The organism is Streptomyces sp. 1-11, assembly GCF_007176755.1.
GTDB lineage: Bacteria > Actinomycetota > Actinomycetes > Streptomycetales > Streptomycetaceae > Streptomyces.
Genome location: NZ_BJTV01000001.1, coordinates 897041 through 919644 on the forward strand (window position 1 = coordinate 897041; position 22604 = coordinate 919644).

Consider the following 22604-nt stretch of genomic DNA (forward strand, 5'->3'; position numbering starts at 1 on the left):
GTCCTCACGTCGAGGGCGGGCCGCCGCGCTGTCCGCCGGCCCGGGGCGCCGTCCGGGGCGTGACGAACTCGCACCACACCAGCTTGCCCGGCGCCCGTTGCCCGACGCCCCACTTGTCGGCCAGGGACGAGACCAGCAGCAGTCCGCGTCCCCCTTCCGCCTCGTCCTCCCCGGCGTCCTCCGCGACCCGCGGGACGCCGGTCCCGCTGTCGTGCACCTCGGCCCGTACGACCGTGCCGTCGTACCGCAGCCGCAGCAGGAAGCCCCGCCCCGGCGGCACCCCGTGCACCAGTGCGTTCGTGGCCAGCTCGCTCACGCAGAGCGTCACGTCTTCCGCCCGCCGCCATCCGGCGAGCCCCCAGTAGGCCAGCGACCACTCGGTGAACCGTCTGGCGGCGGGCACCGAGCGGCGGTCCCGGCCGTAGAACTGGTCACGCTGACGGGCGAGTTCGGTCTGTGCGTTCACGGGACGAAGATCGCGCAGAGTGACTACTGTTGTTCAGTGGGTGATCCCGTACAACGTGTTTGTACGGGTTGGTACGGGGTCGTGTACGGCCCGGGCTGGGGAGTTCAGCGGTATGACGTCTGCACGGAGGAACCACTCGGCCATGCGGATGCTGGGCCGTCAGCTCGCCACCGCACGCCGGGCGGCGGGGCTGAGCCAGTCGGGCCTGAGCGCCGCGCTGAACATCAACGAGGAGACGATCGCGTCGATCGAGCAGGGCCGGCGCACGCTGAAGCCGGACATCGCCGAGATCCTCGACGACTTCCTGGGCACCAAGGGGACGCTGGCCGCGGGGGTGGCCAACCTGCCCGAGGTCGACCAGTTCCCGCTGTGGGCCGAGGAGTACATGGACCAGGAGCGGGTGGCCATCGCGTTGTCCTGGTACGACGCGCTGGTGGTACCGGGGCTGCTTCAGACCAAGTCATACGCTCGTGCGCTCCTGAGCGGTCGCGTCCCCGCTTACGACGCCGACGAACTGGAGACAAAGGCCGAGGCCCGCGTGCAGCGACGGAACATCCTGCACCGCAAGGAGCCGCCCACGCTGAGCTTCGTGATCTGGGAACCGGCCCTGCGCTGGCCGACCGGAGGCCGGCAGGTACATCAGGAGCAGTTGCAATTCATGCGCGAATACTCCGAGTTGCCCTGCCTCTCGCTGCAGGTGCTGCCACTTGACCGTGCTCACCACGCGGGCGACGCAGGCCCCTTCACGCTCTTGGAGACACCCGATCACCAGCACCTGGCCTACACCGAATCCCAACGCGGCAGCCAGTGGGTTTCCGACCCTGACGAGGTGTCCATCCTGGCTCGCAAGTATGCAATGCTGCGGACTCAGGCCCTCACCGTCGAGGACTCACGAAGCCTGCTGGACCGTCTGCTAGGAGAGCAATGAACACCGCACTTCAGTGGTTCAAGTCGTCCTACAGCAGCAGCGAAGGCGGCCAGTGCCTCGAAGTCGCCGCCACCCCCCAGGCGATCCACGTCCGCGACTCCAAGCAGCAGCCCGCCGAAGAGCACACCCTGCGCCTCTCCCCCGCGACCTGGGCCGCCTTCACCGCGTCCCTGAGGTGACGTCGCCGGTCAACGGCGTTGTCAGTGGGCGCCCTTACAGTCACCGGCATGGCGACTCTTCCCAACCCGCTGCCCTCTCTGGCGACCGACCCCAGCGGACGTTCCCTCGGTCTGCGGCTGCCGCCCGGCAGGCTGGTGGACACGACGGACGACGGCCCCTGGCACGAGCCTCTGCTGTGGCACGCGGAGAAGCAGGCCGCGCCCGGCACCTGGGCCGCGCTGGGCGCGCCCGCCTCCCGGGCGGGTCTGCTGCCGGTCATCGTGGAGCTGGGCGGGCCTCAGGGCGGACCTGACGGCTGGGAGCTGATGCCCGGCGACATGTCCTATCCCGGGGATCACGACGCGGAGGACGTCCTCGCGGAGTACTGGGGCGGCGAGGGGGCGGAGGACGGCCCCGAGGACGAGCCGCGGGCGGCGTTCGGCGAGGAACTGGCCGAGCTGCTGGAGCCGTTCGGTGCGCACTGGCCCGGGCTGGCTCCGGCCGGCACGCTGACCGCCGACCCGGGCACGAGGGCCGCCCAGGTGGCCGACTCGGTGGCCGCGGGGACCTGGCTCAGGGACGCGCGCCTGGCCCTCGTGCCCTCCCGGCGCTCCGCCGACATCCCGGCCGCCATCGGCTGGACGGGTCCGCTCAACCACGAGAACGACGTGGCGCGCCTGTGCGCGGTCCTGCGCTCCTGGGAGGACCGCTTCGGCATACGCGTCGTCGCCCTCGGCTTCGACGTCCTGGTGGTGTCGGTGGCCGCCCCGCCGAGCACCCTGGCCGACGCGGAGGCCCTGGCGGCGGAGCACTTCGCCTTCTGCCCGGACAACATCGCCCAGGGCGACGCGGGCGGCCTGCGCGCCTACGCCAAGGCCCTGGTCGGAGAGCCCAGCTGGACCTTCTGGTGGGACTGACCTGCGGCGCTCCTCACCGGGTCACCGGGCGAGCCCCCTGCCCGGCCTCCGCAGCCCTTCGGTGATCTCGTCCGGCGTCTGCGTCACGAAGCAGAGCCGGAGAGTGGAGCGGTCCCGGCCGCCGGCCCGGGCATGCCCGAGGCCGCCCGGACATCGTCGGCCGGGCGGCCTCGGGACGGCGAGAGGGCGCGGCACGCGTGCCGCGCGCCCGGCGTCAGACGAACGCCGGGGCTTCCGCCTTCGGGTTCGGGCCGTACTTGTTGGCGCCGGCCTCGCTGTCCAGGCAGTAGAAGACCAGCAGGGTGATGGGGCCGACGAGCGGGATGATGCCGAACAGGATCCACCAGCCGGAGCGGCCCGTGTCGTGCAGGCGGCGCACCGTCACACCCCAGGTGGGCAGCAGGAAGCCGAGGGCGACGATGCCCGCCACGGCCATCAGGGCCGGCGTCTTCGTCGCGGCGCCGAGGACGCCCAGCACGATGTAGATGAGGTACGCGAAGAGCGCGAACAGCCAGAACTCCTTGCGGCGCGCGCGCCCGCTGAAGACGGCGTACTTCTTGAGTGCGGCGAGGAACCAGCTCATGACATCCCCCCAGGGATCGACGTTCAGCCCCTCCGGGAACGGATCGGGCCAGCGCAGAGATTAGGGGGTTGGCAGGAGCGCGTCATAAGCACCGGAGATGCGCTGCCCGGCGGCTTCAAACATCGCTTTCAGGACAGAAACACCCATGATCACGGAGCGTCCGCCGAATCGTCACCGGACATTCCCGGAACCGCGCTCGTTCCGTTGCCGAAACGACAGCACACCGCAGCCGGGCCGCCGCCGTTTCGGTACCGGAACGATCTCCAACCGTGTCCGTCAGCGCAGCTTTCGCGCCACCTCGGTCGCCCAGTAGGTGAGGATGCTCCGCGCCCCGGCCCGCTTGATGCCGGTCAGGGTCTCGAGGATGGCGCGGTCCCGGTCGATCCAGCCCTTCTCCGCGGCGGCCTCGATCATCGAGTACTCGCCGGAGATCTGGTAGGCGGCGACGGGCACGTCCACGGCGTCGGCGACCCGGGCGAGGATGTCGAGGTAGGGACCGGCCGGCTTCACCATCACCATGTCGGCGCCCTCGGCGAGGTCCAGCTCCAGCTCGCGCAGCGACTCGCGCCAGTTGGCGGGGTCCTGCTGGTACGTCTTGCGGTCGCCCTGCAGCGAGGAGGCGACGGCCTCGCGGAAGGGGCCGTAGAAGGCGGAGGAGTACTTGGCGGTGTAGGCGAGGATGGCGACGTCCTCCCGGCCGATCTGGTCGAGCGCGTCCCGCACGACGCCGATCTGGCCGTCCATCATCCCGCTGGGCCCGACGACGTGGGCGCCCGCGTCGGCCTGCACCTGGGCCATCTCGGCGTACCGCTCGAGCGTGGCGTCGTTGTCGACCCGGCCCTCGTCGTCGAGCACCCCGCAGTGGCCGTGGTCGGTGAACTCGTCCAGGCACAGGTCGGACATGACGAGCAGGTCGTCGCCCACCTCGGCCCGCACGTCGCGCAGCGCGACCTGGAGGATGCCGTCCGGGTCGGTGCCCACCGTGCCCAGGGCGTCCTTCTTGTCGTCCTCCGGCACGCCGAACAGCATGATCCCGGAGATCCCGGCCTCCACCGCCTCCAGCGCCGCCTTCTTCAGGCTGTCGCGGGTGTGCTGGACGACCCCGGGCATGGCCGAGATCGGCACCGGCTCGCCGACGCCCTCACGGATGAAGGCCGGCAGGATGAAGTCGGCGGGGTGCAGTCGCGTCTCGGCCACCATCCGCCGCATCACGGGCGAGGTCCGCAGCCGGCGGGGACGCGTACCGGGAAAAGATCCGTACTTCGTCATGCCTTCTACGCTACGCCCGCCGCACGGGCACCTTTGCCGACGAGACGTCGGAGCCGGGCCCGTGGGAGCGCGGCGGCCGGGCGGGTTCCCCGCCCCGCCTCGGGGAAGGCCGCAGGACGGGGAACCCGTCAGTGGATTCCGGGCGACGGCGGCCGCCGGATGCGCCTTCGCGGGACCGGTCGGCGCCGGTGCCGCGCCGGTCAGCGCAGACGGGCGCCGGCCTCGCCGAGCAGGGTGTGCCAGGCGCGCATCCGCGCCGCGGCCCCGCCGTTCAGCAGCAGGTCGACCGCGCCGCCGCCCGCGGCCGACGGCGGCCGGAAGGCACTCACCGCCGCCTGCTGTCCGGCACTCGGCCCGGGCGACACGGCAGCGCCCCGGCCGACCAGGGCGTAACGCCTCCCGCCGGCATCGACCAGCAGGGTCCCCAGCCGGGAGATCCGGCCCCCGACCTCCCGGGGGTCCTCCTGGAAGACCACCCGACCGTCCCGGTCCTCGGCACGCAGCACCCCCGGCAGCAGGCTCAGCAGCACGGGCACGCACCGCGCCCCGTTCCACAGACTCCGACGCCAGTAGACGATCCCCGCGTATCCGGTGTCCTCACTCATGCGCCCGATGATGGCATGCGCGCAACACGCCGGGCAGCGTGCGGTGCGCGGCGGTGCACGACGACGGGGCGCGCCGAGCGGCGCGCCCCGTCACCTCACTGCCTCAGCCGCTCAGGTCGTCGAGCGACGCCTGCGCGCACCCGGGCGCCGCTCGCTCGGCCGGGTCACCGGGTCCCCGGACTCCAGGGCGGCCGTCCGGCGCTTCACGCCGAAGTCGGCCAGCGCCTCCGCCAGCTTGTGGACGGACGGTTCCGGAGCCATGACGTCGACGCGCAGGCCGTGCTCCTCGGCCGTCTTGGCCGTCGCGGGGCCGATGCAGGCGATCACCGTGACGTTGTGCGGCTTGCCGGCGATGCCCACCAGGTTCCGCACGGTCGAGGACGAGGTGAACAGCACCGCGTCGAAGCCGCCGCCCTTGATGGCCTCGCGGGTCTCCGCCGGAGGCGGCGAGGCCCGCACGGTCCGGTAGGCCGTGACGTCGTCGACCTCCCAGCCCAGCTCGATCAGACCGGCCACCAGTGTCTCGGTGGCGATGTCGGCCCGGGGCAGGAAGACACGGTCGATCGGGTCGAAGACCGGGTCGTACGGAGGCCAGTCCTCCAGCAGACCGGCCGCCGACTGCTCGCCGCTCGGCACCAGGTCCGGCTTCACGCCGAAGGCGATCAGCGCCTTCGCGGTCTGCTCGCCGACCGCCGCGACCTTGATGCCCGCGAAGGCACGGGCGTCGAGACCGTACTCCTCGAACTTCTCGCGCACCGCCTTGACCGCGTTGACGGACGTGAAGGCGATCCACTCGTACCGGCCGGTGACCAGGCCCTTGACCGCGCGCTCCATCTGCTGCGGGGTGCGCGGCGGCTCCACCGCGATGGTCGGGACCTCGTGCGGCACGGCGCCGTAGGACCGAAGCTGGTCGGAGAGCGACGCCGCCTGCTCCTTCGTGCGCGGCACGAGCACCTTCCAGCCGAACAGCGGCTTGGACTCGAACCACGACAGCTGGTCGCGCTGGGCGGCGGCACTGCGCTCGCCGACCACGGCTATCACGGGCCGGCCGCCGTCCGGGGACGGCAGCACCTTCGCCTGCTTCAGCGTCTGGGCGATGGTGCCGAGCGTCGCCGTCCAGGTGCGCTGCCGGGTCGTCGTACCGGCGACGGTGACGGTCAGCGGGGTGTCCGGCTTGCGGCCCGCGGACACCAGTTCGGCGGCCGCCGCGGCCACCGAGTCCAGCGACGTGGAGACCACCACCGTGCCGTCGGAGGCGCCCACCTCCGTCCAGCAGCGGTCGGAGGCGGTCCGGGCGTCCACGAACCGGACGTCCGCGCCGTGCGGGTCGCGCAGCGGCACACCGGCGTACGCGGGCACCCCGACGGCGGCCGCCACGCCCGGCACGACCTCGAAGGGCACACCGGCTGCCGCGCAGGCGAGCATTTCCTCGGCCGCGTACGTATCAAGTCCCGGGTCCCCGGACACCGCACGGACGACCCGCCTGCCGCCCCGCGTGGCCTCCATGACAAGATGAGCGGCATCCCGGGCAGGAGTCGGGACCGCAGCGGTTGTTGACGCGCCGTCAACGACCGTGAGCTGCGGCGCGCCCGTGCCCGGTGGTGACACCGAGGAGGAGTCCGCGTCCATCGGCACGACGGACACGCCCTGCCGGGCGTGCGTCCGGATCACGTCGAGCACGTCGTGCTCGGCGATCAGGACGTCCGCGTTCGACAGCGCCTCCACGGCGCGCAGAGTCAGCAGTCCCGGATCCCCGGGTCCGGCACCCAGGAAGGTGACGTGCCCGTGTTCCAGGCCGGTGGGAAGGGTGGTGGGGCTCAATGTGCTCGCTCCCCCATAAGACCGGCCGCGCCCTGGTCGAGCATCTCGGTGGCGAGTTCGCGCCCGAGTGCCATCGCCTGGTCGTGCGTCTGGGGCACGGGACCGGTGGTGGACAGCTGCACCATGCGAGTGCCGTCGGTCGTGCCGACGACGCCCCGCAGGCGCATTTCCTTGACAATCTGCCCGTCGGCCCGGGGGGCCTCCCGCTCCAGCGGAGCCGAGAGCGGGGGCAGGTCGGCCAGCGCGCCCACAGGGGCGCTGCAGCCGGCCTCCAGGGCGGCGAGCAGTGACCGTTCGGCGGTCACGGCGACCCGGGTGAACGGGTCGTCGAGCTCGCCCAGCGCGGCGAGGAGGTCCGCGGCGTCCGCGGTGCACTCGATCGCCAGGGCCCCCTGGCCGGGGGCGGGCAGAACCGTGTCGACCGACAGGAAGTCGGTGACCTCGTCGATCCGGCCTATGCGGTTCAGTCCGGCGGCGGCCAGGACGACCGCGTCCAGCTCACCGTCCCGCACGAAACCGATCCGGGTGTCGACGTTGCCGCGTATCGGGACCGTCTCTATGTCCAGTCCGTGTGCGCGGGCGTACGCGTTGAGCTGCGCCATGCGGCGCGGGGCCCCGGTGCCGACGCGGGCGCCGCGGGGCAGGTCGGTGAACTTCAGCGCGTCCCTGGCGACGAGCACGTCGCGCGGGTCCTCGCGCACCGGTATGGCGGCCAGGACCAGTTCGTCGGGCTGCGTGGTCGGCAGGTCCTTGAGCGAATGAACCGCGAAGTCCACCTCGCCGCCGAGCAGCGCGTCGCGCAGCGCCGCGACGAACACGCCCGTGCCGCCGATCTGGGTGAGGTGCTCGCGGGAGACGTCGCCGTGCGTGGTGATCTCGACCAGCTCGACGGCGCGCCCGGTCACCCGGCGGACGGCGTCCGCCACCTGCCCGGACTGGGCCATGGCGAGCTTGCTGCGCCTGGTCCCCAGCCTCAAAGCCTTCTGTGTCATGCCGGTCGGTCCTTCTCGTCTGTGCTGTCCACGGCCCGGGAGACGGCGGCCACCGTCTCGGGGTCGAGGTCGAACAGGGTGCGCAGCGCGTCCGCGTACCCGGCGCCGCCGGGCTCGGCCGCGAGCTGCTTGACCCGTACGGTCGGCGCGTGCAGCAGCTTGTCCACGACCCGGTGCACGGCCTGCCGGATCTCGCCGCGCTGGCGTTCGTCCAGGCCGGGCAGGCGGCCGTCGAGCCGCGCGATCTCACCGGCGACGACGTCGGCGGCCATGGTGCGCAACGCGACCACGGTCGGCGTGATGTGCGCCGCCCGCTGTGCCGCGCCGAAGGCCGCGACCTCGTCGGAGACGATACGCCGCACCTGGTCCACGTCGGCGGCCATCGGTGCGTCGGCGGAGGCGTCGGCGAGGGACTCGATGTCCACAAGACGCACCCCGGCCAGCCGGTGCACGGCCGCGTCGATGTCGCGCGGCATGGCGAGGTCGAGGAGGAACAGGGCCGGGGCCGGACGCGGGATCACGGCGACCGGTTCGGGCCTGCGCAGCTCGGGGATGCGGCCGACGCTGGCGGCGGTCGCGGCGAGCGCGGTGATCAGCTCGGCGTCGGCCTCGGGGCTGCGCCGGGCGGTCTCCCGGCGGTCCACGGCGCCGCCCGCGACCCAGGCCCCGTGCTGCTCCAGGGTGGCCGCGTCCAGGCCGGCCACGGCGGCCTCGCCGTGCACGGAGAAGCCGGTCGAGCCCTGCACGGCGGCCAGGTCGAGCGGGCAGTTCTCCTCGGTGGCGCCGGCCGTGCCGGTGGCGGGCGAAGGCGCGGTCCCCGCGGAGGCGCGGGCGGCGTCGTCGGCGGTCTCGGCGGCGTCGCCCCCGGTCCGGCCCTCGACCGCCTGCGCGACCGACTCGGCGGTCAGCACCAGGCCCGTCGCACCGGTGCAGGAGACGACGACGTCGGCACGTGTCAGCTCGTCCGGCACGGCGGCCATCGGCACCGCGCGCGCGGACACCGCGGTGTCGTCGCCCTCGGTGAGTATCCGGGCGAGGCGCTCGGCGCGCTCGAAGGTGCGGTTGGCGACGACGACCTCGGCGACCCCGGCACGGGCGAGCGTCGCGGCGGCCAGCGAGGACATCGACCCGGCGCCGATGACCAGCGCCCTGCGCCCCGCGGCCCATTCCTCGACGGCGCCGCCGACGGCGAGCTGCTCCAGGCCGAAGGTCACGAGCGACTGGCCGGCGCGGTCGATGCCGGTCTCGGAGTGGGCGCGCTTGCCGACCCGCAGGGCCTGCTGGAACAGGTCGTTCAGCAGCCTGCCCGCGGTGTGCAGCTCCTGGGCGCGGGCCAGGGAGTCCTTGATCTGGCCGAGAATCTGCCCCTCGCCGACCACCATCGAGTCCAGGCCGCAGGCCACCGAGAACAGATGGTGGACGGCCCGGTCCTCGTAGTGCACGTAGAGGTACGGGGTCAGTTCGTCGAGGCCGACCCCGCTGTGCTGGGCGAGCAGCGTGGACAGCTCGGCGACACCGGCGTGGAACTTGTCCACGTCGGCGTACAGCTCGATGCGGTTGCAGGTGGCGAGCACCGCGGCCTCGGTGGCCGGTTCCGCGGCGACCGTGTCCTGGACCAGCTTGACCTGGGCGTCCGCGTTCAGCGCGGCCCGCTCCAGCACGCTGACCGGCGCGCTGCGGTGGCTCAGCCCGACGACGAGGAGGCTCATGCCGGCATCACGGCGGGGACGTCCCCGTCGGGTCCCTGGTCGCTGGAGGTGTCACGGGCGGTGGCGGCGGGCCCGGCGCCGTCGCCCGCGGCGGTCTCCTCGCCGGCCTTGCGCTGCTCGTGGAAGGCGAGGATCTGCAGCTCGATGGAGAGGTCCACCTTGCGCACGTCGACGCCGTCCGGGACGGACAGCACGGTCGGCGCGAAGTTCAGGATCGAGGTGACACCGGCGGCCACGAGCCGGTCGCAGACCTGCTGGGCGGCGCCGGCGGGGGTCGCGATCACGCCGATCGAGACGCCGTTGTCCTTGATGATCTTCTCGAGTTCGTCGGTGTGCTGCACCGGGATGCCGGCGACCGGCTTACCGGCCATCGCGGGGTCGGCGTCTATCAGCGCGGCCACCCGGAAACCACGCGAGGCGAACCCGCCGTAGTTGGCGAGGGCGGCGCCGAGGTTGCCGATACCGACGATCACGACCGGCCAGTCCTGGGTCAGGCCCAGTTCCCGGGAGATCTGGTAGACGAGATACTCCACGTCGTAGCCGACACCGCGGGTTCCGTACGAGCCCAGGTACGAGAAGTCCTTGCGCAGCTTCGCGGAGTTGACCCCCGCCGCCGCGGCCAGCTCCTCGGAGGAGACCGTGGGCACCGAGCGCTCCGACAGTGCGGTCAGCGCGCGGAGGTACAGCGGAAGCCGGGCGACGGTGGCCTCGGGAATCCCTCGGCTGCGGGTCGCCGGTCGGTGAGTTCGGCCAGTTGCCACGGTGCTCCTGCGGGTAGAGCGGGGCTGCAGGCGGTCATACGTCCCCAGACCGCCCCGTCCCCTGCAGGCTATGCCTTTGTGAACGCGTGCACAAAGATGGTGTCCGATTTGCCCGGCCAACGTGACCGGGGTCACGCATGTCATTCGTGGGGGCAAAACCTCGACACTCCTCGTGAATCCCGCCCCCGAGACCAAATCTCCAACGATCCTAAGCGACCTCCGTACGCTTGTTGTACCAGTCGGTCAGTTTCCGGCTCGGCCGCCGGTCAGCTCCCTGCGCAGCCGAACCTCGTCTACCCGCCAGAACGTGTGCTGGCTGCCGTCGACGAGGACCACCGGGATCTGCTCCCAGTACTGGTCGTGCAGCCGCGGGTCCTGGGTGATGTCCTTCTGCTCCCACGGGACGCCGAGTTCCCCGCAGACCTTCTCGACCACGGCCTGCGCGTCGTCGCACAGGTGGCAGCCGGGCTTGCGGATGAGCGTGACCAGTCGTTCCCGGGGGGCGGCGTTGCGCCGGAAGAGGGGGCTCATACGGGCCATTCTCGCCCCTCGTCAATGACCCGGTCGCGCAGAGTTCACACCCTTCGAACCCGGCGGCTCCGGAACCTCCCGACGAACTGGCTATGCTCACGCCATGGCCGCTCTCGGATGGCTCACCCCCCGTAGGCGCTCCGCCACGGCGCGGAGCGTGTTGGCAGGCGAGGCCTCGGCTGAGGCCGCCCGCAAGTCCTCGCGGGAAGCCCCGCCGGCCGCCGTACCGGAACCGGTGTTCCCGGTCCTCGGCGACGACAGGGCCGCCGCCTTCTTCGACCTCGACAACACCGTGATGCAGGGCGCCGCGCTCTTCCACTTCGGACGCGGGCTGTACAAGCGGAAGTTCTTCGAGACCCGCGACCTCGCCAGGTTCGCCTGGCAGCAGGCCTGGTTCCGGCTGGCCGGCGTCGAGGACCCCGAGCACATGCAGGAGGCCCGCGACTCGGCGCTCTCCATCGTCAAGGGCCACCGGGTCGCCGAGCTGGAGACCATCGGCGAGGAGATCTACGACGAGTACATGGCCGACCGCATCTGGCCGGGCACCCGGGCGCTGGCCCAGGCGCACCTGGACGCCGGCCAGAAGGTGTGGCTGGTCACCGCGGCCCCCGTGGAGATCGCCCAGGTCATCGCCCGCCGCCTCGGCCTGACCGGCGCGCTGGGCACGGTCGCGGAGTCGGTCGGCGGCGTCTACACCGGCAAGCTGGTGGGCGAGCCCCTGCACGGGCCGGCCAAGGCGGAGGCGGTACGCGCGCTGGCCGCGGCGGAGGGCCTGGACCTGTCCCGCTGCGCCGCCTACAGCGACAGCCACAACGACATCCCGATGCTGTCGCTCGTGGGCCACCCGTACGCGATCAACCCCGACGCCAAGCTGCGCAAGCACGCCCGCGAGCAGGACTGGCGCCTGCGGGACTACCGCACCGGCCGCAAGGCCGCGAAGGTCGGCATCCCGGCGGCGGCGGGCGTCGGCGCGGTCGCCGGCGGCACCGCCGCGGCCATCGCCCTGAGCCGCCGCCGCCGGTAGCGGCCGCGGGCCGCCGGCCGCCGCGCGACCGGCCCGCGGACGACGCGGACCGCGGACGACGGCGACACGCCTGGATGGTGCGGCGAACCCCGGATTATGCCGCCCGGTCCCCGTAGACCCCGCACTTCGCCGAAACATGCCCTTTTCCGATCGCCAACCGATCACGTTGTGACGCCTGAGAGACCGTCAATCGGTAACAGAAGCGACGCAATCGACAGTTTGAGCAACTCGGTGTAGCAGTGCCTGCACGAAGCGTTATTCTCCTCAGACGCAATCCGGTACCCCTCCGTCGCTACGACGGGTGAACGGTTCCGCACTGCACGTGATGGAAGCTCTGCCTCTGGGAGTCCCGTGTACCCACACGTCGGGGTTGACGCCTCGGGCCTGGCTACGCTGCGCGCGACGGTCGCGGCGGTCAAAGAGACGCTGCGCGGCGTAGTCCCCACCGCGTACGCCGTCCCCGCCTTCGCCACCGCCGCCCCCCTGGGCCCGTGCTACGCACTGGCCGAGGGCAGCGCCGCGGTCGGCAGACGCGGCCGCGCGACCGGCGCGGCCACCACCCGCCGCCCGGCCGCGGACAGCGACAGCGCCCGGATGATGGACCTCGTGGAGCGCGCCCAGGCCGGCGAGGCCGAGGCCTTCGGCCGCCTCTACGACCAGTACAGCGACACGGTGTACCGGTACATCTACTACCGGGTGGGCGGCAAGGCGACCGCCGAGGACCTGACGAGTGAGACCTTTCTGCGGGCGCTCCGCAGGATCGGCACCTTCACCTGGCAGGGCCGCGACTTCGGCGCCTGGCTGGTGACGATCGCCCGGAACCTGGTGGCGGACCACTTCAAGTCCAGCCGGTTCCGGCTGGAGGTCACCACCGGCGAGATGCTCGACGCCAACGAGGTCGAGCGCTCTCCGGAGGACTCCGTGCTGGAGTCGCTCTCCAACGCCGCGCTGCTGGACGCCGTGCGCCGGCTCAACCCCCAGCAGCAGGAGTGCGTGACGCTGCGCTTCCTGCAGGGCCTCTCGGTCGCCGAGACCGCCCGGGTGATGGGCAAGAACGAGGGCGCCATCAAGACCCTCCAGTACCGCGCCGTGCGGACGCTCGCCCGGCTCCTGCCGGACGACGCCCGCTGACGCCGAACACGCTCAGCCATCATCAACTAACGTCGAGTTGACGCCCGTTGACTTTCCGACCCGATCCTCCGCCGTCCGTAACCCAAGTGCCGGACCGCTCGTTGTGCGGGATACAGGCTCCCTGTGGTCACGCCCTGGCCGACCCCTCGCTCGATCGTGTGGAAGAGGTCGTGGGCGTGCAACCCTCAGGACCCCCTGGGGAGTCGACCGTCATGACGAGAGGAGGTGCCGCCAGTGATCGCGAACGTATCGGCGCACCGGCGGGCGAACGCCTTCGCCCAGGCCCTGGAGGAGCAGTCCGACCGGGACACGGCGGCCGAGCAGTCCGCACCGGCGGGATCGCCGCCGACCACCGAGGAACAGTCCGAGCGGGGCGAGCTCCTGGCCCTGGCAGCGGACCTCGGCGCGCTGCCAAGGCCGGAGCTGGACCCCGAGGTCAAGGTCGTCCAGCGCGCCCAGCTCGTGGCCGCGATGGAGGCCATGCTCCAGGAGGGCGGGGCGGCGGACACAGCCGTACCGGAGCAGCGCTCGCGCGGGCGCGGTGCGCACCGGGCGAGCCCGCTGGGCAAGCTCCGGCCGCGTTCGAAACTGACCAAGGGGCTCGCGGCCGGCGGACTGAGCGTCGGCGTGGCCGCCGGGGCCTTCGGCGGAGTCGCCGCCGCGAGTTCCGACGCGCTGCCCGGTGACTCGCTCTACGGCCTCAAGCGGGGCATCGAGGACTTCCGGCTCAACTACCTGAGCGACGGCGACGGCCAGCGCGGCCAGACGTACCTCGACCAGGCCTCCACCCGGCTGAACGAGGCCCGCCGGCTGATGGAGCGCGGCCGCGGCGGCCAGCTCGACCACGAGTCCATCGGCGAGATCCGCCGCACCCTCGCCGGGATGCGGAACGACGTCACCGAGGGACACCGCCTGCTGCACGAGGCCTACGAACGGGACCCGGACTCGCTCGGCCCGATCCAGGCGCTGTCCAGCTTCTCCCAGTCGCACCGGGACGCCTGGAGCGCGCTGAGCGACAGGCTGCCCCTGCAGCTCGGCGACGTGAAACAGGAGGTGTCGTCGGTCTTCGACGCCATAGACGAGGAGGTCGCCCCGCTGCAGTCCCTGCTGCCGCAACCGCCCGCGTCGACGAGCGACGGCAAGCGGCAGGGCTCCGGCAAGGCGTCCACCGGCGCCACCGGCAGCCAGCACCCGACGGCGCCCAGCAGCGGCGGCACGCCGTCCGCGGGGGAGCACACCAGCTCCGGCACCCCCACCGGCCCGGCCACCCACGACAGCGGCGGCGGCCTGATCGGGGGCGACACGGGCGGCCTGCTCGACCCGCCGAAGCTCGGCGGCGACGGTGGTTCCCCGACCACCGGCAAGCCCCCGACGAGCGCGCCGGACGTCACGCTTCCACCGCTCCTCCCGGGCCTGCTGCCCGGTCTGGGCATCGACAGCCAGAACGCGGACTAGCGCGGACCAGCACCGACCAGCGCGGTACGACAGCGACGGGGGCGCCCCTATCCGAGCAGGGGCCGCCCCCGTCGCCGTACCCGGTGGACACCGCTCAGAAGAACACCGACCGCCGCTGCACCAGCAGCTTGTACAGCGTGTGCTGGATCTGCTCGCGGACCTGGTCGGTCAGGTTGAACATCAGCATCGGGTCGTCGGCCGCCTCCGGCGGATAGCCGTCCGTGGGGATCGGCTCGCCGAACTGGATGGTCCACTTGGTGGGCAGCGGGATCGCCCCGAGCGGCCCGAGCCACGGGAAGGTCGGCGTCAGCGGGAAGTACGGGAAGCCCAGCAGCCGCGCCAGGGTCTTGGCGTTGCCGAGCATCGGGTAGATCTCCTCGGCGCCCACGACCGAGCACGGGATGATCGGCACCCCCTGCCGCAGGGCCGTGGAGACGAAACCGCCGCGGCCGAAACGCTGGAGCTTGTACCGCTCGCTGAACGGCTTGCCGATGCCCTTGAAGCCCTCCGGCATCACGCCGACCAGTTCGCCCTGCGCCAGGAGCCGTTCGGCGTCCTCCGCGCAGGCGAGGGTGTGGCCCAGCTTGCGGGCGAGTTCGTTGACCAGCGGCAGCACGAAGACCAGGTCGGCTGCCAGCAGCCGCAGGTGCCGGCCGGCCGGGTGGTTGTCGTGCACGGCGACCTGCATCATCAGGCCGTCCAGCGGCAGCGTCCCGGAGTGGTTGGCGACGATCAGCGCCCCGCCCTCGGCCGGGATGTTCTCGACGCCCTTCACCTCGACCCGGAAGTACTTCTCGTACACCGGCCGCAGCAGCGACATCAGGACCTGGTCGGTCAGCTCCTCGTCGTAGCCGAAGTCGTCGACCTCGTAGTCCCCGGTGAGCCGGCGGCGCAGGAACGCGAGGCCGCTCGCGACACGCCGCTCCAGTCCGCCGTCGTCGTCCGGCCGGCCGGGCGGCCGGCCCTTCCCGGTCACCGGGACGTCGTCCTGGGCGGCCGCCGAGGTGGGCAGGGGCTGGACCTCGCGGACCGGACCGGCCTCCCCGGCCGCCCCGCGCCGGTTGCCCGTGCCGCGGCGCCGCGCGGACCGCTGGGCGGCGCTCCCGCGGGACCGGTCGTCGTCGAACGGAATGACCTTGGCGTCCGCCATCGTTGCTGCGCTCCTCAGTTGGCGCTCTGCGTCGGGAGGTGCCCGCCGCCCTTGGCGGCGAGCGCCGCGACCCGGTCCACGGCCCCCGCGAGGGCATCCGGCGGCAGCAGGCCCGGGCCCTGGCCGCTCGCGAAGTCCGCGAAGGCCTCCGCCGTCGTGTACTTCGGCTGGAAGCCCAGCGTCTCGCGCATCTGGTCGGTGGCCACCACCCGGCCGTGGGTGAGCAGCCGGATCTGTTCCGGTGAGAAGTCCGTCATCCCCAGCGTACGCACCAATGAGCCGGCCCAGGTGACGGCGGGCAGCAGCAACGGGACCGTGGGCCGCCCGAGCCGCCGCGAGCACTGCGAGAGCAGCAGCACGCCGTCCCCGGCGATGTTGAAGGTGCCGCTGTTCAGGGTGCCCCGGCGCGGTTCGTGGGAGGCCAGCCGCAACACGTCGATGACGTCGTCCTCGTGCACGAACTGCAGCCGCGGGTCGTAGCCGAACACGGTCGGCAGCACCGGCAGCGCGAAGTACGCGGCGAGCGGGGTGTCGGCGGCCGGCCCGAGGATGTTGGCGAAGCGCAGCACGCACACGGCGACGTCCGGCCGCCGCCGCGCGAACCCGCGCACGTACCCCTCGACCTCCACCGTGTCCTTCGCGAACCCGCCGCTGGGCAGCGCCTTGGCCGGGGTCGTCTCGGTGAACACGGCCGGGTCGCGCGGCGCCGACCCGTACACGTTGGTGCTGGACTTCACCACCAGCCGCCGCACGGTCGGCGACTTCTGGCAGGCGCCGAGGAGCTGCATGGTGCCGATGACGTTGGTCTCCTTGACCGTGGCCCGGCTGCCGCCGCCCAGCGCGGTTCCGGTCACGTCCAGGTGGACGACCGTGTCGGCGCCCGTCTCGGCGAGCACCCGGGCGATGCCGGGCTGCCGGATGTCGGCCTGGATGAAGTCGGCTCCGCCCAGGTGGTGCGCCGGCGGCACCGCGTCCACGGCGATCACCCGGTCCACGTCCGTGTCACGCTGGATCCGCCGGACGAACCGGCCGCCCAGCTGCCGGGCCACTCCGGTGACGAGCACGACCTTGCCCAAGATCAGCGCCTTCCTTCCCGACCTCGTGCGGAAACCGGTCCCTGCCGCGTTCCCCGTGTCGGCAAACTTAGCGGTTGGATGTTGCGCTGTGATGGCCACCCGATGCGCGTGGTGACCACTTTTCCCCAGTCGGAATATGCCGCGGCCTCCTGAGCCCGGCCGGCGCCGGCTCCGGACACGACTGTGGCCCCCCGCCTTTTCCAGGCGGGGGGCCACAGAACACGCTCTCGCGGTGCCGCTTACTTCTTGTTGCGGCGCTGAACGCGCGTGCGCTTGAGCAGCTTGCGGTGCTTCTTCTTGGCCATCCGCTTGCGCCGCTTCTTGATAACAGAGCCCACGACTACCCTCGCTCACTTCTCATCACTCGGTTGTTTGGGCGCCATGGGCCCACACGACCTACGAGGGGTCAGCCTACCCGGTCGAGCGCCGAGCTTGTAATCGAGGGGTTGCTCGGGGTCTCCCCGAGCGCCGTCAGGCCGTCTCCACCCCCACATAACTCTCGCGGAGGTACTCGTGTACCGCTTGCTCCGGGACGCGGAAGGACCGCCCGACCCGGATCGCGGGCAGATGACCGCTGTGCACCAGCCGGTACACGGTCATCTTCGACACTCGCATCACCGAGGCGACTTCCGCCACGGTAAGGAACTGAACCTCGTTCAGAGGCCTTTCGCCAGCTGCAGCCATGACACACCTGAACCTTCCGCACTCGACGGCCACCGGCTTCCCCTTCCGGTGACTCTTCGTCGTTGCGTGCTCACTCCCCAATGTAGGGGCGCATGATGCGAGTGGGGAAGAGGTGCACCCATCGTCGGCTACTGTGACAGACAGGCTCGATTGAGTACGTAGCGGGCCAGCGGCAGGTAGTGACCAGACGGCATCCCGTCGTCAACCGGAACGGCCACGGACACGGCCCCCTGCGCCTCCCCCACGAACAGCGCCGGATCGTCGGTGTCGGCCAGGCCGATCGCCTCGAACCCGAGCTGACCAGCACCGCAGACCCAGCCGTGGTCACCGATCACCAGCTCGGGCAGCGGTCCGCCGGCCTCCGCGGCCGCGGCCAGCGCGACCCGAACCGGCAAGGGTGAGTGGCAGTGCGCACCCGGCTCACGACCGGGGCGCCCGCTCCCCGGTTCCCGCACCAGGCCAACCCCGCGGACGTAGTCGACGCGGTGCGTGCGTAGACCGAACCGGGTCAATATGTCGACACAGCGACCCTGCGCCGGGGTGAGCACCTCACATCCCGCCGCCGACAACGCGTCCGCCAAGCGGCCGTAGAACCCGAGCAGCCGGTGCGGATGCCCGGTGCCCAGCAGCACCGGCGCGCCCCGCCGGGCCACGCTTCCGATCCGCTCGGCGAACGCGTCCAGCGCGGCCAGCGTCCGTTCCGGATCGATCACGTCCGGGCCGGCGGTGTACCGGGGGTCGGCCGAGACACCGCACCTCCGCACCATCAGGGCCAGCAGCTCCCGCTGCCCCCAGGGCGCCTCGGGGTCGATTCCGATCAGCACCCGCGGATCGCGGGCCGCGAACAGCCGGTACCGGCGCAGACTGACCTCACGCGAGGTCCCGATCTCCCCGGCCAGCCGGGAAGCCAGCAGATGCGCGCGAAGGCCGTCGACGGTCAGCACGGGTGCGATGGTGACGCACTCGGCGGCGACGCGGAGGCGGAACGGCGGAACACCGCACGGTCGGCCCAGCGGGCACCCCGGACGCTCAGGGCAGCAGCCCGCGCAGCGGAAAGGCCGAGCGGCGGGTGGCCAGCACCGCCTGGTCCAAGCGGTCGGCGGGGTCGTAGCCCGACTCCCACGACGCGTGCGACACCGGCCACCGCCCGTCGGTCATCCGCCGCGGGGCCGGCTGCCGGGTCCGTGCGAACACCTCCTGCCGCCACTCCTCGGGGATCACCGCCGCCGGATCGACCTCCCGTCCCGCCGCGATGCCCACCAGGTGCGTCCACGACCGCGGCACCACCTCGACCACCGCGTAACCGCCGCCGCCCAGCGCCACCCACTTCCCGTCCGCGTGCTCGTGCGCCAGCTCGTGGCACGCCACCTGCACCGCCCGCTGCGCGTCCAGCGACACCGCGAGGTGGGCCAGCGGATCCTCGAAGTGCGTGTCGGCCCCGTGCTGGGAGACAAGCACCTGCGGCCGGAACCCGGCGAGCAGTTCCGGCACCACCGCGTGGAACGCCCGCACCCATCCCGCGTCCCCGGTGCCGGCCGGCAGGGCCACGTTCACGGCCGTGCCCTCCCCCGCCCCAGCGCCGGTCTCCTGCGGCCACCCGGTCTGCGGGAACAACGTGCGGGGATGCTCGTGCATCGAGATCGTCAGCACCCGCGGGTCCTCCCAGAACGCCGCCTGCACCCCGTCCCCGTGGTGCACGTCGACGTCCACGTAGGCGACCCGCTCGACGCCCAGCTCCAGCAGCCGCGCGATGGCCAGCGCCGCGTCGTTGTAGATGCAGAACCCCGACGCGCCGCCCGGCATCGCGTGGTGCAGCCCGCCCGTGAAGTTGACCGCGTGCAGCGCGTCCCCGCGCCACACCGCCTCCGCGGCCCCCACCGACTGGCCCGCGATCAGCGCCGACACCTCGTGCATCCCGGCGAACGCCGGGTCGTCCTCCGTGCCGAGCCCGTACTCCCCGCGGGCCGAGCGCGGATCGGCGGACGCCGCCTTCACGGCCTCGATGTAGTCCGGGCGGTGGACCAGCCGCAGCGTCGACTCCCCGGCCGGTTTCGCCGCGACGACCCGCAGCTCCCGGTCGAGCCCGAAGGCGCCCACCAGCTTCCGGGTCAGCTCCAGCCGGACCGGATCCATCGGATGGCCCGGGCCGAAGTCATAGCCCGTTACTGCCTCGTCCCACATCAGCTGTGCGCGGCCGCTCATGCCCGCCACCGTATCGGTCCGGTTGAGCCGCGAACGACCTGGCGTACACGAGGGTCACCAGCACCAGCGCCATCGGCACGAGCATCGCCCCGCGGTAGCTCCAGGCGTCCCCGAGCGCGCCCACCAGGGGCGAACCGACGAGGAAACCCACGTAGTTGAAGATGTTGAGCCGTGCGATCGCCGCGTCCGAGGCGCCCGGGAACAGCCGGCCGGCCGCCGCGAACGTCTGCGGCACCAGCACGCACAGGCCGAGCCCCAGCAGGGTGAACCCGAGCATCCCCAGCCACGCGTCCGGCGCGACGGCCACCACCGCGAACCCGCCCGCCGCCACCAGCGCCCCGAGCCGGACCACCGCGGCCGCGCCGAACCGCCGTACCCCGAAGTCCCCGATCGCCCGCCCGGCCAGCGTGGTCACCATGTACACGTTGTACGGCACGGTCGCGAGCTGCTCCGAGCTGCCCAGCACGTCCTTCAGGTACTTCGCGCTCCAGTTGGAGACGGTCGAGTCCCCGATGTAGGCGAACGTCATGACCAGGCACAGCGGCAGCAGCAGCTTGAAGACGACGCCCCCGCCCGGCCCGGCCTGCCGCTCCGCCGCGGGCTCCGCGACCGCGTCGACGTACCACCGGCTGCCCACCAGCGTCGCCGGCAGCAGCACCGCCACCACCGGCAGGTACGACACCCACAGCGCGAGGTGCCAGTGCGCCCCGGCCCAGGCGAGCGAGGCGCCGACGATGCCGCCCAGGCTGTAGGCCGCGTGGAAGCTCAGCATGATGCTGCGCCCGTAGGTCCGCTGCAGACTCACCCCGAGCATGTTCATCGAGGCGTCCAGCGCGCCCACGGCCAGCCCGAACACCCCGAGGGCCACCGCCACCCCGGCCATCCGGTCGCCCGCCCCGACGCCGACAAGGGCCAGCAGCACCACCGGCTGCGACCAGCGCAGCAGCCGGCTGGGCCGTATCCGCTTCACCAGGTGCTCGGTCGCCACGCTGCCGGCTCCGGCGAGGATCGGAACGGCGGCCAAGAAGACCGGCAGCAGCGTGTCGGAGATCCCGTAGCGGTCCTGGATGGCCGGGATGCGCGTCACCAGCAGGGCGAACGCGGCGCCCTGGGCGAAGAAGCCGAACGCCAGCGAGGCCCTGCCGCGCCGCAGCACATCAGTCATGGCGGCGAGCGTAGGGCCCCGGGCTACCTGTGGGTAGATCCAGCCAAAGATGAATCTCGTTCAGCTTCCCCGTCCGCCGGTGCGGTTCAGGCGGCGACGGCGAGACCGTGCCGCGGACCGGCCCCGCCGGCCTCCGTCCCGCCCGCGTCCGCTCCGGCGCCGCCCGTCCTGGCCTCGGCGGTCAGCAGCCGCGCCATCGGCTCGGCCGCGAGCCCGCCGCCGACGACGAACGCCGCCGTCAGCACCACCGCGATGACGACCGTGCCGAGCCAGACCATGGTGTCGACCGGGACGGTGTAGGCGCCGACGACCCGTGCGACGCACTCGAGCAGCAGCGCGGTGCCCCACACCAGCGAGAAGGTCCGCTCCTTGCGGCGGAAGGCCTCCGAGCCGGCCGCCGTCCCCCCGGCCAGCCGATCCCAGGCGGCCTCACGGGCCGCGTCGCCCTTGACGAGGAAGGGCTTCATCCCGGCGGTCATGGCCGGCTTGCCGAGCGCCACCGAGACGAGGATGCCGATCGCCAGGGCGCTGCTGACGGCGCCGTCCTTGGCGAGCATCAGCCGCGGGTCGCCGGACACGAAGCCGGCCACCAGGCTGACGACGTTCACCACCAGGGTGAGGAGGGCGAACGCGTTGGCCGTCCGCTCCCTGACCACGCTCCACACGGTCCGCACCGCGGGCACCACGCTGCTCCAGGCGAGCGCCCCGAAGGTGCCCATCCCGAGAGCGCCCTTGAGGAGGTAGTACGAGCCGATCGGCAGCGCGACGTCCACCAGCAGCGGCTCGAAGGTCCGCAGTCTGCCCGTGCGCTGCCCGCGGCTCGGGTTCTCGGTCCGGTCCTGGTTCCCCGTGGTCTTCGTCATGCTCCAAGGTTCGCCGCCGGGCGGGGCCCGGCGGTAGGAACGATCGTCCGTAGGTCCGCATGACAGATGTCAGGCACCGGCCGGTGGCGCCCGTCATACCAGCAGGTCAGCCAACTCGCCCATGCTGGAGAAGAGTTGACCGGCGCCGCTGAGCCGTTCCGCCGGGGTCATCGCGGTGAACCCGTACACGTCCATCCCGGCCGCCACGGCCGCCTGGACCCCCAGCGGGGAGTCCTCCACCACCAGGCAGGCCTCGGGGGCGGCGCCCATCCGTTCGGCCGCGTACAGGAAGAGGTCGGGGGCCGGCTTGCCCCGTCCGACGTCCTGGGAGCTGAAGATCCGGTCCTCCGTGAACCAGCGGTCGAGTCCCGTCGTCCGGTGGCCCACCCGGATCCGCTCATGGCTCCCGGACGACGCCACGCAGTACGGCACCCCGTCCGCGGCCAGCTTCTCCAGCACCCCGCCGGCGCCGGCGACGGGCCGCAACTCCCGCTCGAACGCGGCGAACACGCGAGCGTGGAAGACGTCGTCGAAGTCGTCCGGGAGCCGCTCCCCCGTCCGTTCCAGGACAAGGTCGTGGATCCGGTGCATCGCCGACCCCATGTAGTCCCGGATGGAGTCCTCGTACGTCGTCGGGTGCCCCAGCTCCGTCAGATAGGCGGCCAGGAGCCGGTTGGAGATCGGCTCGCTGTCCACGAGGACGCCGTCGTTGTCGAAGATGACGAGGTCGTAGCGCATACCCAGACCCTAATGGACCCTGAACGCAGAAAACCCCCGCATCTTTCGATGCGGGGGTTTTCCCAATATTTGTTCGGCGGCGTCCTACTCTCCCACAGGGTCCCCCCTGCAGTACCATCGGCGCTGTGAGGCTTAGCTTCCGGGTTCGGAATGTAACCGGGCGTTTCCCTCACGCTATGACCACCGAAACACTATGAAACTGTCAAGCCAAACCATGTGTGGCACATGGGGCTGTTCGTGGTTTCAGAACCAACACAGTGGACGCGAGCAACTGAGGACAAGCCCTCGGCCTATTAGTACCGGTCACCTCCACCAGTTACCTGGCTTCCAGATCCGGCCTATCAACCCAGTCGTCTACTGGGAGCCTTACCCCAT

The 22604-nt window shown here is 72.0% G+C and carries 24 protein-coding genes and 2 rRNA genes; 6 read left to right on the top strand and 20 right to left on the bottom strand.

From position 1 onward, the window contains the following. Positions 1 to 4: 4 nt before the first annotated feature. Positions 5 to 466 carry an ATP-binding protein gene (locus TNCT1_RS04200; protein WP_143628179.1) on the bottom strand — a complete coding sequence of 154 codons (462 nt, stop codon included), beginning with the start codon at positions 464 to 466 and terminating at the stop codon, positions 5 to 7. 142 nt (positions 467 to 608) lie between these two features. On the opposite strand from TNCT1_RS04200, the gene TNCT1_RS04205 reads away from it, so the two are divergent. From TNCT1_RS04205 to TNCT1_RS04215, 3 genes are read left to right on the top strand one after another with little or no spacing between them, the layout of a single operon-like run. Then, a complete protein-coding gene (locus tag TNCT1_RS04205; RefSeq protein ID WP_143628181.1) occupies positions 609 to 1394 on the top strand; it encodes a helix-turn-helix transcriptional regulator in 786 nt (261 codons plus the stop codon). Then, positions 1391 to 1573, top strand: a complete 183-nt coding sequence (locus TNCT1_RS04210) for a DUF397 domain-containing protein (protein ID WP_143628183.1) — start codon at positions 1391 to 1393, stop codon at positions 1571 to 1573. The genes TNCT1_RS04205 and TNCT1_RS04210 overlap by 4 nt, the downstream gene beginning before the upstream one ends. Positions 1574 to 1621: 48 nt before the next feature. Continuing rightward, entirely contained in the window at positions 1622 to 2470 is an 849-nt protein-coding gene (locus tag TNCT1_RS04215; RefSeq protein ID WP_143628185.1) for a DUF4253 domain-containing protein, read from the top strand. Positions 2471 to 2684: 214 nt separating this feature from the next. Here the strand turns inward: TNCT1_RS04215 and TNCT1_RS04220 are convergent, their stop codons facing one another. From TNCT1_RS04220 to TNCT1_RS04255, 8 genes are all read right to left on the bottom strand, one after another. Continuing rightward, positions 2685 to 3053 (bottom strand): DUF805 domain-containing protein, encoded by a 369-nt coding sequence (locus tag TNCT1_RS04220; protein WP_143628187.1) that lies wholly within the window; start codon positions 3051 to 3053, stop codon positions 2685 to 2687. A 276-nt stretch (positions 3054 to 3329) separates the two neighbouring features. After that, positions 3330 to 4322 (bottom strand): porphobilinogen synthase, encoded by a 993-nt coding sequence (gene hemB, locus TNCT1_RS04225; protein ID WP_143628189.1) that lies wholly within the window; start codon positions 4320 to 4322, stop codon positions 3330 to 3332. 200 nt (positions 4323 to 4522) lie between these two features. Beyond that, positions 4523 to 4927, bottom strand: coding sequence for a hypothetical protein (locus tag TNCT1_RS04230; RefSeq protein WP_143628191.1), 405 nt, complete (start codon positions 4925 to 4927; stop codon positions 4523 to 4525). Between the two features lie 111 nt (positions 4928 to 5038). Then, positions 5039 to 6748, bottom strand: a complete 1710-nt coding sequence (locus tag TNCT1_RS04235; protein WP_143628193.1) for a bifunctional uroporphyrinogen-III C-methyltransferase/uroporphyrinogen-III synthase — start codon at positions 6746 to 6748, stop codon at positions 5039 to 5041. Next, positions 6745 to 7740, bottom strand: a complete 996-nt coding sequence (hemC, locus tag TNCT1_RS04240) for a hydroxymethylbilane synthase (protein ID WP_143628195.1) — start codon at positions 7738 to 7740, stop codon at positions 6745 to 6747. The genes TNCT1_RS04235 and hemC overlap by 4 nt, the downstream gene beginning before the upstream one ends. Continuing rightward, complete coding sequence (locus tag TNCT1_RS04245; protein ID WP_143628198.1) at positions 7737 to 9449, bottom strand: glutamyl-tRNA reductase; 1713 nt, start codon at positions 9447 to 9449, stop codon at positions 7737 to 7739. The genes hemC and TNCT1_RS04245 overlap by 4 nt, the downstream gene beginning before the upstream one ends. Next, on the bottom strand, positions 9446 to 10210 hold the full coding sequence (locus TNCT1_RS04250) for a redox-sensing transcriptional repressor Rex (protein ID WP_143628200.1): 765 nt from the start codon (positions 10208 to 10210) through the stop codon (positions 9446 to 9448). Before TNCT1_RS04250 ends, TNCT1_RS04245 begins: the two co-directional genes overlap by 4 nt. Before the next feature lie 243 nt (positions 10211 to 10453). Next, on the bottom strand, positions 10454 to 10750 hold the full coding sequence (locus tag TNCT1_RS04255; RefSeq protein ID WP_174266134.1) for a glutaredoxin family protein: 297 nt from the start codon (positions 10748 to 10750) through the stop codon (positions 10454 to 10456). Between the two features lie 94 nt (positions 10751 to 10844). Here TNCT1_RS04255 and TNCT1_RS04260 point away from each other — a divergent pair, with 94 nt between their 5' ends. From TNCT1_RS04260 to TNCT1_RS04270, 3 genes are all read left to right on the top strand, one after another. Next, complete coding sequence (locus TNCT1_RS04260) at positions 10845 to 11765, top strand: HAD family phosphatase (RefSeq protein ID WP_143628204.1); 921 nt, start codon at positions 10845 to 10847, stop codon at positions 11763 to 11765. A 351-nt stretch (positions 11766 to 12116) separates the two neighbouring features. After that, positions 12117 to 12896 carry an ECF subfamily RNA polymerase sigma factor, BldN family gene (locus TNCT1_RS04265; RefSeq protein WP_143628206.1) on the top strand — a complete coding sequence of 260 codons (780 nt, stop codon included), beginning with the start codon at positions 12117 to 12119 and terminating at the stop codon, positions 12894 to 12896. 234 nt (positions 12897 to 13130) lie between these two features. Then, complete coding sequence (locus tag TNCT1_RS04270) at positions 13131 to 14351, top strand: DUF5667 domain-containing protein (protein ID WP_143628208.1); 1221 nt, start codon at positions 13131 to 13133, stop codon at positions 14349 to 14351. Positions 14352 to 14445: 94 nt separating this feature from the next. Here the strand turns inward: TNCT1_RS04270 and TNCT1_RS04275 are convergent, their stop codons facing one another. From TNCT1_RS04275 to TNCT1_RS04325, 11 genes are all read right to left on the bottom strand, one after another. Next, complete coding sequence (locus tag TNCT1_RS04275; RefSeq protein ID WP_143628210.1) at positions 14446 to 15501, bottom strand: lysophospholipid acyltransferase family protein; 1056 nt, start codon at positions 15499 to 15501, stop codon at positions 14446 to 14448. Positions 15502 to 15515: 14 nt separating this feature from the next. After that, positions 15516 to 16577, bottom strand: a complete 1062-nt coding sequence (locus TNCT1_RS04280) for an NAD-dependent epimerase/dehydratase family protein (protein WP_143628212.1) — start codon at positions 16575 to 16577, stop codon at positions 15516 to 15518. Between the two features lie 239 nt (positions 16578 to 16816). Then, positions 16817 to 16915: a 30S ribosomal protein bS22 gene (locus TNCT1_RS04285; RefSeq protein WP_003948845.1), complete on the bottom strand. Its 99-nt coding sequence runs from the start codon at positions 16913 to 16915 to the stop codon at positions 16817 to 16819. 133 nt (positions 16916 to 17048) lie between these two features. Next, positions 17049 to 17261, bottom strand: coding sequence for a helix-turn-helix domain-containing protein (locus TNCT1_RS04290; RefSeq protein WP_004984898.1), 213 nt, complete (start codon positions 17259 to 17261; stop codon positions 17049 to 17051). 128 nt (positions 17262 to 17389) lie between these two features. Then, positions 17390 to 18205: a phosphatase gene (locus TNCT1_RS04295; RefSeq protein ID WP_143628214.1), complete on the bottom strand. Its 816-nt coding sequence runs from the start codon at positions 18203 to 18205 to the stop codon at positions 17390 to 17392. An 85-nt stretch (positions 18206 to 18290) separates the two neighbouring features. After that, the gene (locus tag TNCT1_RS04300) at positions 18291 to 19463 is read right to left on the bottom strand and encodes an acetoin utilization protein AcuC (RefSeq protein ID WP_143628216.1); all 1173 of its coding nucleotides are present in this window, start codon (positions 19461 to 19463) and stop codon (positions 18291 to 18293) included. Next, positions 19414 to 20628, bottom strand: coding sequence for an MFS transporter (locus TNCT1_RS04305; protein WP_143628218.1), 1215 nt, complete (start codon positions 20626 to 20628; stop codon positions 19414 to 19416). The genes TNCT1_RS04300 and TNCT1_RS04305 overlap by 50 nt, the downstream gene beginning before the upstream one ends. Before the next feature lie 86 nt (positions 20629 to 20714). Next, positions 20715 to 21491 carry a VC0807 family protein gene (locus TNCT1_RS04310; protein ID WP_235902306.1) on the bottom strand — a complete coding sequence of 259 codons (777 nt, stop codon included), beginning with the start codon at positions 21489 to 21491 and terminating at the stop codon, positions 20715 to 20717. A gap of 93 nt (positions 21492 to 21584) precedes the next feature. After that, the gene (locus tag TNCT1_RS04315; RefSeq protein WP_143628220.1) at positions 21585 to 22229 is read right to left on the bottom strand and encodes an HAD family phosphatase; all 645 of its coding nucleotides are present in this window, start codon (positions 22227 to 22229) and stop codon (positions 21585 to 21587) included. A gap of 71 nt (positions 22230 to 22300) precedes the next feature. After that, positions 22301 to 22417: ribosomal RNA gene (rrf, locus tag TNCT1_RS04320) — 5S ribosomal RNA — on the bottom strand. An 85-nt stretch (positions 22418 to 22502) separates the two neighbouring features. Continuing rightward, positions 22503 to 22604 (bottom strand): 23S ribosomal RNA (locus tag TNCT1_RS04325); the annotation flags it as partial.